At 71.4% G+C, this 13,577-nt stretch carries 11 protein-coding genes; 9 read left to right on the forward strand and 2 right to left on the reverse strand.

All coding sequences use genetic code 11. The features are described 5' to 3' along the window. The first annotated feature begins 122 nt into the window (after positions 1 to 122). The 6 genes from OG927_RS04225 to OG927_RS04250 all read left to right on the forward strand — a co-directional run bounded on the left by OG927_RS04225 (position 123) and on the right by OG927_RS04250 (position 4,932). Entirely contained in the window at positions 123 to 974 is an 852-nt protein-coding gene (locus OG927_RS04225; protein WP_330321293.1) for a helix-turn-helix domain-containing protein, read from the forward strand. Further along, the gene (locus tag OG927_RS04230; RefSeq protein WP_330319728.1) at positions 971 to 1,183 is read left to right on the forward strand and encodes a DUF397 domain-containing protein; all 213 of its coding nucleotides are present in this window, start codon (positions 971 to 973) and stop codon (positions 1,181 to 1,183) included. Before OG927_RS04225 ends, OG927_RS04230 begins: the two co-directional genes overlap by 4 nt. 156 nt (positions 1,184 to 1,339) lie before the next feature. Next, positions 1,340 to 1,711 (forward strand): hypothetical protein, encoded by a 372-nt coding sequence (locus tag OG927_RS04235; protein ID WP_330319729.1) that lies wholly within the window; start codon positions 1,340 to 1,342, stop codon positions 1,709 to 1,711. A 500-nt stretch (positions 1,712 to 2,211) separates the two neighbouring features. Continuing rightward, complete coding sequence (locus OG927_RS04240) at positions 2,212 to 2,934, forward strand: TVP38/TMEM64 family protein (RefSeq protein ID WP_330319730.1); 723 nt, start codon at positions 2,212 to 2,214, stop codon at positions 2,932 to 2,934. A gap of 170 nt (positions 2,935 to 3,104) precedes the next feature. Beyond that, positions 3,105 to 3,977, forward strand: a complete 873-nt coding sequence (locus OG927_RS04245) for an undecaprenyl-diphosphate phosphatase (protein ID WP_056795819.1) — start codon at positions 3,105 to 3,107, stop codon at positions 3,975 to 3,977. Positions 3,978 to 4,143: 166 nt separating this feature from the next. Then, positions 4,144 to 4,932, forward strand: a complete 789-nt coding sequence (locus tag OG927_RS04250; RefSeq protein WP_330319731.1) for an SGNH/GDSL hydrolase family protein — start codon at positions 4,144 to 4,146, stop codon at positions 4,930 to 4,932. Between the two features lie 2 nt (positions 4,933 to 4,934). Here OG927_RS04250 and OG927_RS04255 read toward each other — a convergent pair whose 3' ends face one another. Further along, entirely contained in the window at positions 4,935 to 9,077 is a 4,143-nt protein-coding gene (locus tag OG927_RS04255; RefSeq protein ID WP_330319732.1) for a bifunctional nitrate reductase/sulfite reductase flavoprotein subunit alpha, read from the reverse strand. Between the two features lie 248 nt (positions 9,078 to 9,325). Here OG927_RS04255 and OG927_RS04260 point away from each other — a divergent pair, with 248 nt between their 5' ends. The 3 genes from OG927_RS04260 to lnt all read left to right on the forward strand — a co-directional run bounded on the left by OG927_RS04260 (position 9,326) and on the right by lnt (position 12,544). Then, positions 9,326 to 10,189 (forward strand): universal stress protein, encoded by an 864-nt coding sequence (locus OG927_RS04260; protein ID WP_330319733.1) that lies wholly within the window; start codon positions 9,326 to 9,328, stop codon positions 10,187 to 10,189. A 55-nt stretch (positions 10,190 to 10,244) separates the two neighbouring features. Next, positions 10,245 to 10,718, forward strand: coding sequence for a nuclear transport factor 2 family protein (locus OG927_RS04265; RefSeq protein WP_330319734.1), 474 nt, complete (start codon positions 10,245 to 10,247; stop codon positions 10,716 to 10,718). A gap of 140 nt (positions 10,719 to 10,858) precedes the next feature. Continuing rightward, on the forward strand, positions 10,859 to 12,544 hold the full coding sequence (gene lnt, locus OG927_RS04270; RefSeq protein WP_330319735.1) for an apolipoprotein N-acyltransferase: 1,686 nt from the start codon (positions 10,859 to 10,861) through the stop codon (positions 12,542 to 12,544). Here the strand turns inward: lnt and OG927_RS04275 are convergent. Next, entirely contained in the window at positions 12,516 to 13,421 is a 906-nt protein-coding gene (locus OG927_RS04275; RefSeq protein ID WP_056795847.1) for a Gfo/Idh/MocA family protein, read from the reverse strand. The two genes, lnt and OG927_RS04275, sit on opposite strands and share 29 nt — an antisense overlap. Positions 13,422 to 13,577 lie beyond the last annotated feature (156 nt).

The following is a 13,577-nucleotide window of genomic DNA, read 5'->3' on the forward strand; positions in this document are numbered from 1 at the left end:
ACGGCGCATTCTGTACCAGTCCGGTCCCCACCTGTACACGGTGTCCGACGTGACGGGGCAGTCTGCCCGTGCGTTGATCTGAAAGGCGGTGACCAGTGGAACGGAACCTACGGGGCGTGACGATGGACGCGGACATGGGTACGGGCGAGACGGCAGGGACCCAGCCGGAGGACGAGCCGGGCACCGGGATGGTCGCGGCGTTCGGCCGGCTGCTGAAGCTGGTGCGCAGGACGGCGGGCATGGAGCGGGCCGAACTGGGAGTCAGGCTGGGTTACGCGGCCTCGACGATCGCCTCGTACGAACTCGGCCGACGCATCCCACCGCCGCACTTCATCGACCAGGCAGACGAGGTTCTGGGCGCCGGAGGGGTCCTGAAGGAGCTCAAGGAGGACGTGGCGAGGGCTCAGTACCCGGCGTTCTTCCGGGACGCGGCGAAGTTGGAGGCGGAGGCGGTGGAGCTTCACGTGTACGACACGCACGTGATCAACGGGCTCTTGCAGACGGAGGCGTACGCACGAGCCGTCTTCACGATGCGGCGCCCCCTGCTGAGTGAGGAAACAGTTGATCAGCGGGTAGCAACACGTATGACGCGACAGGAGGTCTTCGCCCGTATGAACCTGCCGACGCTCAGCTTCGTCATCGAGGAGTCAGCAGTGCGACGCCCCATCGGCGGGCAAACTGTGAGGCGCGGGCAACTCGAACAGTTGCTGGTGCACGGCCGGCGGCGGAACGTCGAGATCCAGGTCATGCCCACCGAGCGCGAGGAACACTGCGGACTGGCGGGACCCTTTACCTTGATCGAGACGCGTACCGGGCAGCGGATCGCATACGTTGAAGTACAGAGGGACAGCCGCCTGTACACCGAACGGGCGACGGTCAGGGATATCGCAGGGCAGTACAGCATCCTCCGGGCGCAGGCATTGACCCCTGTTGAGTCGTTGACCTTCATCGAGAGGCTTCTGGGAGAGAAATGACCGTGCAGCATGCGGGGCTGACCGTGCCGGACTCGGCTTGGTTCAAGAGCAGCTACAGCAGCGGTGAAGGTGGGCAGTGTGTGGAGGTCGCGACCGGTGTAGAAACCGTGCACATCAGGGACTCCAAGCAGGTCACGGGCCCGGTCCTCTCCGTTCCTGCCGCAGGATGGGCGCAGTTCATCAGCCTTGCCACGGGTCAAGCTGTCTGAGCTGGTGCGGCCCCGGTACACGCGAGAACCCTATCCCTGTGAATGCGGTAGGGCGCTCGCGCTGCTCTGGTGCCACGCCTCTGTCGTCGGCAGCGCGGAGTCACCCGGTTCCCAGCCCGCCGCCCGCAGACGACGGGTGAACCTCATGCGCCGAGCGTGTCCAGCTCCTCCAGCCGCTCCATCTTCGACATGTCGAAGAGCGAGGCCGAATCCGCGTCCGCTCGGCCGACGCGTGCCGAAGTCGCCCAAGGTCCGCTGCTCGACGGGCCGTGGGCCGGGAGCCGCTGTCCAGGACAGCGGCACGGCCTCCAGGCCGCTCACGGCCTCGTCCGGGTGGGCACCCTTCAGCAGGGCCTCCACCCGGTCCGCGTCGTTCTCCCTGGTGGCCGCCTCAACGACGCCGAGCACCTCCTGCACCTTCGCCTCGCGGGCGAGGACCTTCTCCGCGATGTCCCGGTCGCGAGGGCGCCGGTCACCGCCGATGTGAGAACCATGGCGCGGAACTCGGGGGGCCCGGTCTGGACGTGACGGTCGATGCGGCCGTTGCGCTGCTCGACCCGGATCAGGCTCCACGGCAGGCCCCAGTGCACGAGGTGGTGGCACCCGGCGGGCGTCGGGTCTCTGGCGGGCCGGGGCCGGTCGTCCGGCTCCGGGGCGAAGAGCTGGTCGAAGAGATCGGTACCGCCCGTCCAGGGGCTGTCCGGTGCGTCACCGCTGTCGACGGCCTTCAGTGCGGCGTCTCTGATGACGGGATCGACCCGGCCGGACCACCCGCATCGAGCAACGGCGTCCCTGACCGGCGCTCGGTCCTTCTCGATCAGTCTATGGTCGCCCCTCAGGCGGATCAGCCGTGATCCGGAACAACTTCCCCTCACCACAGGACGAGGCAGACCGGTCTTCCGGTCGCGCGTCCGGAGCAACTGACCCCCGCCGCCCGGAGCAAGGAGACGGCAAGCGTGATGAGTGACTCGTCACCCCTGGCCCGCACATTACGACGATCACACAGCAGTTTCGGTTACGCTCCCCAGATGTTCGACCCCGTCCCCGCAACACGGCCCTCCGGTGGCATCGCAGTGCGCTGTACGAGGGCGTTGCTGTCTCCCTGGTCCCGGTTCTCCCTGCTCGTGGCGGTCCTCCTGGCCGCTGCCACCACCATGCTGCTGTTCGAACCACAGCGGCTGCTGGCCTCCGGTTGGCCACCTCAACTCACGGGTAGCGCAGCGGCGATGCTGTTCGGGCTCGCGTACGGCGTGTGCACGGTGGCCTTCGTGCCGCGCCCGCTCCTCAACCTGGCCGCCGGTGCCCTCTTCGGGGCCCAGGCCGGTCTCGCGGCGGCTCTCGCCGGGACCGTCCTCGGTGCTGGTGTCTCCTTCCTGCTCGGCAGGGTGCTGGGCCAGGAAGCCCTGCGGACGCTGTTGCGTGGCAAGTACCTGAAGGCCGCCGACGGGCTCCTGAGCCGTCATGGGTTCAGGTCCATGCTGGCGCTGCGGCTCTTCCCCGGGGTGCCCTTCGCCGCGGCCAACTACTGCGCGGCGACCTCACGGATGGGGTACCCGCCGTTCCTGCTGGCCACCGGGCTGGGATCGATCCCGAACACCGCCGCATACGTCATCGCCGGCAGTACGGCCTCCTCGCCGACGTCGCCCGCGTTCCTGGCGGCGATGGGTTTCATCGTGCTGTCGGGTGCGGGTGCGGCCCTGCTGGCCTGGCGCAGGCGCCACCGGCTGGGCGAGGCGGCGGACGCTTCGTAAGCGGGGGCACCCGGATGTTCGTTCATCTCCAGGCGATACGCTGCGCGCGACCGACAGAGGATGTCCGGGGCCGTGGCGTCCCGTCCCCTTTCTGACCACATCCGCACACTGCCGACGGCCTTTCCGACCGTCGGCCGTTGCATGAGTACCTCCGGGATGGCCTAAGCCCCATGAGCTGGTTCGAATCATTCGTCCTGGGCATCGTGCAGGGACTGACCGAGTTCCTGCCGATCTCCTCCAGCGCGCACCTGCGGCTGACCGCGGCGTTCGCGGGCTGGCAGGACCCCGGTGCGGCGTTCACCGCCATCACTCAGATCGGCACGGAGGCCGCGGTCCTCATCTACTTCCGCAAGGACATCGGCAGGATCCTCTCCGCGTGGTTCAAGTCGCTGACCGACGCCTCGATGCGCAGCGACCACGACGCCAAGATGGGCTGGCTGGTCATCATCGGCTCCCTCCCCATCGGTGTGCTCGGCGTGGCGTTCAAGGACCAGATCGAAGGTCCGTTCCGCGACCTGCGCCTGATCGCGACCACCCTGATCGGCATGGGCATCGTCCTGGGTATCGCCGACCGTCTCGCTGCCCGCGACGAGGCCGGTGGCAAGCACCGCGCCGTCAAGGAGCGCAAGTCGCTCAAGGAGCTGGGCGTCAAGGACGGTCTGATCTTCGGCTTCTGCCAGGCCATGGCTCTGGTCCCGGGCGTCTCCCGCTCGGGCGCCACCATCAGCGGTGGTCTGCTCATGGGGTACACCCGCGAGGCCGCGGCCCGTTACTCCTTCCTGCTGGCGGTGCCCGCCGTCCTGGCCTCCGGCCTGTTCACACTCAAGGACGCCGGTGAAGGGCCCGTCTCCTGGGGGCCCACCGTCTTCGCCACGATCGTCGCGTTCGTGATCGGGTACGCGGTCATCGCGTGGTTCATGAAGTTCATCACGACGAAGAGCTTCATGCCGTTCGTCATCTACCGGGTGATCCTGGGCATCGTCATCTTCGCCCTGGTCGGCGCGGGCGTACTGAGCCCGGACGCGGGCGAGTCCGCCGGCTGAGGGAAGTCGCCTGCGCCCCGACTCCCGGACCGGGCCGGTCCGGGAGTCGGTCATTTCACCGATGACGCGCGGGCACCGGGGCGGGAAGTTGGGCGTGGTCACGGCCGTCGGTGTCACGCGGCAGCCGTGCACCGGCCGCCTTCGCTCCCACACCACGGAGATCCTCATGCCCCTGACCCGTTCAGCCGGCGCCGCTCTGCTGGCCCTCGCGCTCGCCTCCGTCGCCGTCCCGGCATCCGCCTCCTCGACGGCAGCCGCCGCCGACGACGTGCACTACGTGGCCCTCGGTGACTCGTACGCCTCCGGTACCGGGGCCGGCAGCTACTCGGACGTCGCGTGCACCCGGAGCCGCAACGCCTACCCGGCCCTCTGGGCCGGCGCCAACGACCCCGCCTCGTTCTCCTTCGCCGCCTGCGGTGGCGCGAAGATCCCCGATGTGGTCAGCAGCCAGGTCGGCGAACTGGACCAGGACACCACGCTGGTCAGTTTGAGCATCGGGGGCAACGACTCCGGCTTCGCCTCGACCATGCTCAGCTGTCAGTACTCCACCCAGTCGGCCTGTGAACGAGCCCTGGCAACGGCCGGGGAGTACGTCGTGAACGAGCTGCCGGGCGAGCTGGACAGCCTCTACGCGACCGTGCGCGCCCGGGCGCCCCGCGCCGAGGTCGTCGTCGTCGGCTACCCGCACCTCTACAAGGAGGGCGGTCTCTGCATCGGCGGGCTCGGCTCCGCCAAGCGCACCGCGGTGAACCGGGGTTCGGATCTGCTCAACGCGACGATCGCGGGCCGTGCGGCGGCGGCCGGGTTCGCCTTCGTGGACGGGCGGCCGGCATTCGCCGGGCACGAGATCTGCACGAGCGACGCATGGATCAGCGGCACGAACGTCCACCCGACGGCCGAGGGGCACGAGTCCGGGTATCTGCCGGCCTTCGGCGCCGCCGTGTCGGGGAACTGAGCTCAGTACACGTCGCGCACGTACCGCTTGTCCGCGGCGAGCTGCTTGACGTACGCGGCCGCTGCGTCCTCCTGGAGCCCTCCGTGGGCCACGGCTATGTCGCGCAGGGCCCGGTCCACGTCCTTGGCCATACGGGAGGCGTCGCCGCAGACGTAGAAGTGGGCGCCGTCCCGGAGCCAGGTCCACAGGAGGGCGCCGTGCTCGCGCATCCGGTCCTGGACGTAGACCTTGGCCCGCTGGTCGCGGGAGAAGGCGGTGTCCAGCCGCTTCAGGGTGCCGTCGGCACGCAGAGCGTCCAGTTCGTCCTGGTAGTAGAAGTCGGTGGCCCGGCGCTGCTCGCCGAAGAAGAGCCAGTTGGGGGCCCGGTGCCCGAGTGCGCGCCGTTCGTCGAGGAAGCCGATGAAGGGGGCGACCCCGGTGCCGGGTCCGACCATCACCATGGGAGTGGCGGGGTCGGCCGGCGGCCGGAAGTGTGGGGCGCGCTGGACGAAGACGGGGACGGGGCTGCCGGATTCCGCGTCGGCGAGGAAGGCGGACGCGACACCCTTGCGGGGGCGGCCGTGCCGGTTCTCGTAGCGCACCACGGACACGGTGAGCCGGACCAGCCGGGGATCGGTCAGGGGACTGGAGGATATGGAGTAGAGCCGCGGCCGCAGGCGCCTGAGTGCGGCGGTCCATTCGGCGGCCGTGGCGCGGGCGGAGTGTTCGGCGATGACGTCGATCGCCTGCCGGCCCCAGGTCCACTGGGCGAGCTCGCCCTTGTTGTCCTGGCGCAGCAGCTTCTTGAGGGTGCGGTCGCGGGTGCGGTCACCGACCAGCCGCAGGAGGTCGGGGGTGACCTGAGCGATGTCCAGGTGGCGGTGGAGCGCCTCGCCGAGGGACACGGAGCCGGGGCCGGAGAGGTCGACCGGGTCCGAAGCGTCCAGGCCCGTGACGGCGAGCCACTCCGCAACGAGGTCGGGGCAGTTGACCGGGACCACTCCGAGCGCGTCGCCTGCCTCGTACACGAGGGGGACGGGGCTGTCCTGGGTATCGAAGGTGAACCGGCGTACCTCCTTCGTCGCGCCGGGGAGGCTGAGCAGCCGGTTGCCGGTGAGACGGGCGAGCGCGGGCGCCGCCTTGGAGGGGCGGAGCGAGGCGGGAGCCGCCGCTGGAGCGGGAGCGGAGGCGGCCGGAGCCGCCTCCGGCCGGGTGTCCAGGGCGGCGAACACCTGGTCGAGCCACTGTCCGACCGGCTCCTCGTAGTCGGGTTCGCAGTCGGTACGCGGGAGGAGGCGCACGGCCCCGAGCTCGTCGAACCGCCGGTCGAGCCGCCTGCCGTGCCCGCAGAAGTCGTCGTACGAGGAGTCGCCGAGGGCGAGCACCGCGTAGCGCACGCCCTCCAGCCGCGGGGTGTCGGGCGCGTTGAGGGACTCCCAGAAGCCGGTTCCGTTGTCCGGGGCGTCGCCGTCACCGAAGGTACTGGTGACGACCAGCAGATCGGCCGACCGCGGCAGTCTGTCCAGAGGGCTGTCGTCCATGCCGAGGAGTGTCGTCGTGCGCCCTTCGTCGGCCAGCCGCTGCGCGGCCGCCGCGGCGACCTCCTCGGCGTTCCCGGTCTGGGAGGCCCACAGGATCACGACCTGCCGGCCGGCGGGGACGTCGGAGTGGGGCGCGGTGCGCTCCCCGCTCCCGGTCGCGTCGCCGGGCAGCCGGGAGAACATTCCCGCCAGCACCCCGTTGACCCACAGGGCGTGCTCCGGCTCGAACGGCGCGTGCGCCGGCAGCACGGGTGTGCCGGCCGGCTGCGTACCGAGACCCGCGAGGAACCCGGCCAGGTAGCGGCGCTCGTGACCGGCCAGCACGGGAGGCGTGACGTCCGCGATCCCGAACACCCCGGCGAGCCCGGAAGCCGGTCCGGCAACCCGGGCGAGCACGGGGGCGGAAGCGGGGGTCACGGCGGGTACGACAGCGGCCACCTTCGCCAGCGTCACGGCGCACACCTTGAACTCCGGCTGGAAGGAGATCGGATCGACCGCGTCGTTGGTCACCGCGTTGACGCTGAGGTATTCGCCGAAGAGGTCGTTCCAGTGGAAGGGCGCGAAGCAGTCCCCGGGCCGCACCCGGTCGGTCACGACGGCCGGCAGCACGGCCCGGCCGCGCCGGGAGGCGACCTCGACGGGATCGCCCTCCCCTATTCCGAGGACCAGCGCGTCCTGAGGGTTGATCTCCACGAAGGGGCCCGGGTTCAGCTTGTTGAGCTTGGCGACCTTCCCCGTCTTCGTCAGGGTGTGCCACTGGTGCTGCAGGCGGCCGGTGTTGAGGACGTAGGGGAAGTCGTCGTCGGGCATCTCGGCCGGGGGCAGGTGCGGACGCGCGAAGAAGACCGCCCGGCCGCTCGCGGTGGGAAAGGCCAGCCGGGGCAGGGTCCCGTCGGGGCGCACGGTCAGGGTCTGGCTGACCCCGTCGTTGAGGTAGCGGACGGGGTTGCGGCCGGGGCCGTCCGCGGCGGCGCTCGGCCACTGGACGGGGGTGTCGCGCAGCCGTGCGTACGTGACGCCGCGCAGGTCGTACCCGGTCCTCGGGTTGTGGGCCTGCTTGATCTCCTCGAATATCTCCTCGGCGCTCCCGTAGCCGAAGGCGTCCTCGTACCCCATCTCGCAGGCAATCCGCGCGATGATCCGCCAGTCCGGCCACGCCTCCCCCGGCGGTTCCACGGCCGAACGGCTCAGTGTGAGGTTGCGCTCGGAGTTGATCATGACGCCCTCGGCCTCCGCCCACAGTGCGGCGGGCAGGGCGACGTCCGCGTAGGCGTTGGTCTCGGTGTCGGCGAACACGTCCTGGGTGACGACGAATTCCGCTGCCTCGAGCCCCTCGATGACGGTCCTGCGGTTGGCCACGGACGCCACGGGGTTGGTGCAGATGATCCAGCAGGCCTTGATCTCGCCGTCCGCCATGCGCCGGAACATGTCGACGGTGCCGGTGCCCGCCGTTTCCGTGCGCAGGGTCCCCGGCGCGATGTCCCAGAGTTCCTCGACGAAGGCGCGCTCGTCGTCGGCCTGAAGGCTGCGCTGCCCGGGCAGTCCCGGCCCCATGTACCCCATCTCGCGGCCGCCCATGGCGTTGGGCTGGCCGGTGAGGGAGAAGGGCCCGCTGCCCGGCCGGCAGATGGCGCCGGTCGCCAGGTGCAGGTTGATCACGGCGTTGGTGTTCCAGGTGCCGTGCGTGCTCTGGTTGAGACCCATGGTCCAGCAGCTCATCCAGTCGCCGGCCTCGCCGATCCAGCGGGCTGCCAGGCGGATGTCCGCCTCCGGGATGCCGGTGGTCTCCGCGACCGCCGCCGGGGTGTGGTCGCGGAGGAAGGCGGGCATCACCTCCCAGCCCTCGGTGTGTTCGGCGATGAACTCCGGATCGGTGTGGCCGTTCTCGACGAGGAGGTGCAGGACGCCGTTGAGCAGGGCCAGGTCGGTGCCCGGCCGTATCTGCAGGAAGAGATCGGCCTTGTCGGCGGTGGCGTTGCGCCGGGGGTCGACCACGATGAGCTTCGCCCCGGTCTTCACCCGCTCCATGAGCCGGAGGAAGAGGATGGGGTGGCAGTCCGCCATGTTCGAGCCGATCACGAAGAACGCGTCGGCGTGCTCGAAGTCCTCGTACGAGCCCGGCGGGCCGTCCGCGCCCAGGGAGAGCTTGTAGCCGCTGCCCGCGCCGGCCATGCAGAGGCGGGAGTTGGACTCGATCCAGCTGGTGCGGACGAAGCCCTTGGCCAGTTTGTTGGCCAGGTACTGCGCCTCCAGGGTCATCTGTCCGGAGACGTAGAGGGCGAGCGCGTCAGGTCCGTGCTCGTCGACGATCCCGCGCAGTCGCCGTGCGGTCTCCTTGACTGCGGCGTCCATGTCAAGCGGAGCCGGTTCCTCGCTACGGTCCGCCCGGACCAGCGCCTTCGTCAGCCGGCCGGGCGCCACGAGCATCTCCGCGCTCGTCGCCCCCTTGGTGCAGAGCCGGCCCCTGTTCGCGGGGTGCGCCTTGTCGCCCGAGGCCTTCAGGACGGTGCGCCGCCCGTCGGGCCCCATGCCGAGGTCGAGGACGATCCCGCAGCCGACACCGCAGTACGAGCAGACCGTCCGCACCTGGGTGGGGGTGTCCGGCTGCGGGTTCGGCGCGGTCATGGACGGCCTCTCGTGGGGAACGCTGGTCCCACGACGGTACGAATCGTCCGTTTCCCGGGTGTCACGCCGGACGATCGAGCGTGGTTACGTCCCGTGCACAGTCGGACGGATCGGCGCGTGAGGCCCCCGGGGGGAGGCCGTGTCCTTCCTGGACGTTAACGTGAGCAGCGGTCCGGGCGGATCCCCGCAGTGGGCCCCGCCGGGGGCCTCTGCATCGAATGCGCCGCCGGCGCCCTCAGGAGGTAGTCATGACCGCCAACGACCTTCCCGTGATCGCCGCAGTCGACGGTTCCTCCCACAGCTGGGACGCGCTCGACTGGGCCGTGCAGGAAGCCGCGCGCCGCGGGCTGCCGCTGCTGATCGTGCATGTCAGGCCGCTCGCCCGGGGCACGGACGGGAAGAGCGGCCTGCGGGAGTCCGAGGAACTGCTCGGCCAGGCGGAACGGCGGGCTTCCGGCTCGGCCCCCGGCCTGCCCACCTCGACCCTCGCCCCGCTGGACTTCCCCTCGGCGGCCCTGACCTCGCTCAGCCGCGACGCGTCGATGGTGGTCGTCGGCTCCCGCGGTCTGGGCGGATTCCGCTCCCTCATGATCGGCTCGAACAGTCTGGCCACCGCCTCGATGGCCCGGTGCCCGGTCGTCGTCGTCCACAGCGGGCGGACCGACGAGGACGGGGCGGACGCGGTGGATGCCTTCCCGGACGTGGTAGCGGGGGTGGCCGCCGACGAGAGCAGTGAGTCGGTGCTGGACTTCGCCTTCGAAGCCGCCGCGTCCCGGCCGGGCGCGCGGCTGCGGCTCGTGCACGGCTGGACGATGTTCTCGTCGATCCTGTCCGGCGGCCCCGTCTTCAACCGGGAAGCCGCGGCCGAGGCGGCGGAGCGCACCCTTGCCGAGCTGACGGCGGGCCGGCTGGCGAAGTACCCGCAGGTGGACGTCGTGCGTGAACCGGTCAGCGGTTCGGCGTCGCGCACCCTGGTCACGGCGTCGGCCACCGCGGCCCTGACCGTGATCGGACGGCGCAGGGGCGGCGAGTCCCTGGGCCTCGGGCTCTCCCCCGTCGCGCAGACGACGGTCACGCACGCCCTCGGTCCGGTGGCCGTCGTCCCCTGCTGAGGCGGCACGGGTCCGGCCTCTTGGCCTTACGGGCCCGCGGGCCGAGACTTGCACGATGACACAGCGCGTGGCTCTCGCGACCGTAATGGACCGGCTCTCGATCGATGCGGTGATCACCGGCTACGCCGTGGCGGTGGACGACGGCGCCTGGGAGGACTACGGCGCCCTGTTCACCCCGGACGGCCGTGCGGACTACCGCGGTGCGGGCGGGGCCGAGGGTCCCGCAGCCGAGGCCGCGCAGTGGCTCGCGGAGGCTTTCGGGCCCTTTCCGGTCAGACAGCACCTGATCGTCAACCGCCGGCTCGACCTCCAGGATCTGGGCGGCTATCCCGGCGACCGGGCGCGGGTGCGGGCCGACTACCTGAATCCGATGGGCCCGGAATCCGCAGCCGGGGGGCCGCTTCCGGTCTTCTTCTCCGGCGGCCGGTACACCTTCGACCTGCTGCGCACCGAGCCGGGCTGGCGGATCCGTACGGTCGAGGCGCACGAGAAGTGGCGCTGCGCGCCCGGCGGGCCCACGGCCGGCTGATCGACGGCCCGGGGCGGCGTGCCCGCGACCGGTTGATCGCCGGCCGGGGGCGGCGTGCGCGCGGCACGCCCTCTGGGCGCCGTCGATCTTCTGCCGCACACTGGGACCGAGCGGGGGGGAATGGGCGAGGAGGGCAGGGCATGCCGATGCGGGGCGGGCTTCCGGCGGACCGTACCCCGGGCGGCCCGGACGGCGACCCATCCGGCAGCTGGCAGGACGGCGACGGCCCGGACGGCCACGGCCACGGCCCGGACGGCCACGGCTCGGACGGCAGCAGCCCTGGCGGCGGGACCCGACCGTACGCGCGCCTGCTGCGCTCTCCCCTGTGGCGCGGCACCGCGGCCCTGTGCGCGGGCGCCCTGCCGGCCCTGGTGTTTCCCGCCCCGTCGCTCTGGTGGCTCGCTCCCGTCGCCCTCGTGCCGTGGCTGCTGCTGATCCGGTCGGCGGACACCGGGCGACGCGCGGCCCTCGACGGCTGGATCGGCGGCACGGGCTTCATGCTCGCCGTGCACCACTGGCTGATGCCGAGCCTGCATGTGTTCCTGCTGGTTCTCGCGGCCCTGCTCGGTCTGTTGTGGGCTCCCTGGGGAATTCTGGTGTCCAGGCTGCTCGGCGGGTCGCCGTCCGCCAGGACCGCGGTGGCAGCCGTCGCGGTCCTGCCCTCCGGATGGCTGATGATCGAGCTGGTCCGCTCCTGGGAGGGGCTCGGTGGGCCCTGGGGTCTGCTGGGCGCCAGTCAGTGGGAGTTCGAACCCGCCCTGCGGACGGCTTCGGTGGGGGGCGTGTGGCTGGTCACTCTGCTCGTGGTGACGGTGAACACCGCGGTCGCGCTGCTGCTCGCCGTTCCGGCGGCCCGCACCGCCGCGGCGGTGAGTCTGGTGGTGTGCACGCTGGGCGTGGCGGCGATCTGGGTATGGGCGCCGCGGCCGGAGCCCACCGGTACGGCCCGGATCGCCGTCGTGCAGCCGGGTGTCGTCGACGGGCCGGGCAGCGTCCAACGCCGGTTCGCGCGCAGTGAGGCGCTGACGCGCACCCTCGCCGGCCGGGACGTCGACCTCGTGGTGTGGGGCGAGAGCAGTGTGGGCGTGGACCTCTCGCGCAGCCCGGGGACCGCCGACCGGATCGCGGCGCTCTCCCGGCTGGTCGGGGCCGAGGTGCTGGTCAACATGGACGCCCGGCGGACGGACGGGCCGGACCACGCCGGGATCTACAAGTCCGCGGTGCTCGTGGGCCCGGACGGGCCGACCGGGGACCGCTACGACAAGATGCGCCTGGTGCCTTTCGGTGAGTACGTCCCGGCTCGCGCGGTGCTCGGCTGGGCGACCTCGGTGGGCAAGGCGGCCGGCGAGGACCGGCTGCGCGGCAAGGGGCCCGTCGTGATGGACCTGCCGGGCGCGGACGGGCTGCGGATCGGACCGCTGGTGTGCTTCGAGTCGGCGTTCCCCGACATGAGCAGGCGGCTGGCCGCGGACGGCGCGCAGCTGCTGGTCGCCCAGTCGTCGACCTCGACGTTCCAGCACAGCTGGGCACCCGCGCAGCACGCCTCGCTCGGCGCGCTGCGGGCGGCGGAGACCGGGCGGCCGATGGTGCACGCGACCCTGACGGGCGTGAGTGCCGTGTACGGCCCGCGGGGTGAACAGGTGGGAGCCCCGCTCGGTACCGCCGTGAGCGGGGCCGTCGTCCGCGACGTGCCCCTCGCCCGGGGCACCACGCTCTACGTCCGGCTCGGTGCCTGGCCCGTGTACGGGGCGCTGGCGGTGCTGGCCGTCTTCTTCGGTGCGGCGGGACTGCGGTCCCTCAGGTCGCCTGCTCCAGGGCGTCCCTGACCACCCGCTCGCAGAGCCGGTGGGTCTCCAGGGCGTCCCGGGCACTGGGCACCTGGCCGGCCCGCACCGCGTCCAGGAAGGACAGCACGCTCTGTTCGATGCCGCGCTGACGGGCTACCGGCACCCAGTCGCCGCGCCGCCGCAGGGTGGGCTGCCCCTTGTGGTCGACGACGTCCGACAGGTTGAGTACCTGGCGCTTGCTGTCCTGGCCGGAGACCTCGAGGATCTCCTCGGTCGATCCGTTGAGCCGGTTCATCATGCCGATGGCGGTGAAACCGTCGCCGGAGAGCTGGAGCACCACGTGGTGCATGAGCCCGTCCTCGATCCGCGCCCGCACGACGGCGCCGGAGACGGGGCCGGGCACCAGGAAGCGCAGGGTGTCGACGACGTGGATGAAGTCGTCGAGCACCATGGTGCGGGGGTCCTCGGGCAGCCCCACCCGGTTCTTCTGCATCAGGATCAGCTCGCGCGGGTGCTCGGCGCACTGCGCGTAGGACGGGGCCAGCCGGCGGTTGAAGCCGACGGCGAGGCCGGTGCCGTGTTCTTCTGCGAGCGCCACCAGCCTCTCGGACTCGGCCAGTTCGTAGGCGAGCGGCTTGTCGATGTACGTGGGAACGCCCGCCTCGAGCAGCCGCCCGGCGATCTCCGGGTGCGCGGACGTGGGCGCGTGCACGAAGGCGGCGTCCAGCCCCTGGGCGAGGAGCGAGTCGAGGTCCGTGTGGCACTGCCGTTCGGGGATCCGGTGGGTCCCCGCGACAACGGTGAGCGTGGCCGGCGTACGGGTCTGCAGATGCAGTTCGACCCCCGGCAGGGTCGTCAGCACCGGCAGGTACGCCTTCTGCGCGATGTCGCCGAGCCCGATGCAACCGACCTTCACGGAGTTCTCCCTGTCGCCTTCACCACGGCCGTGTCACGGTCGCGTCGTGTGCCCGTCCTTGGTCCCGGCAGCATACGTGCGCCGGGACGGGTGCCGGCCGGCGATACCGTCGAACGCGTGCCGGGCAGGGGCCGGGGCCTGACGCCGGTCGCCGCG

This window comes from Streptomyces clavifer (genome assembly GCF_036345975.1).
Taxonomy (GTDB): Bacteria; Actinomycetota; Actinomycetes; order Streptomycetales; family Streptomycetaceae; genus Streptomyces; species Streptomyces clavifer.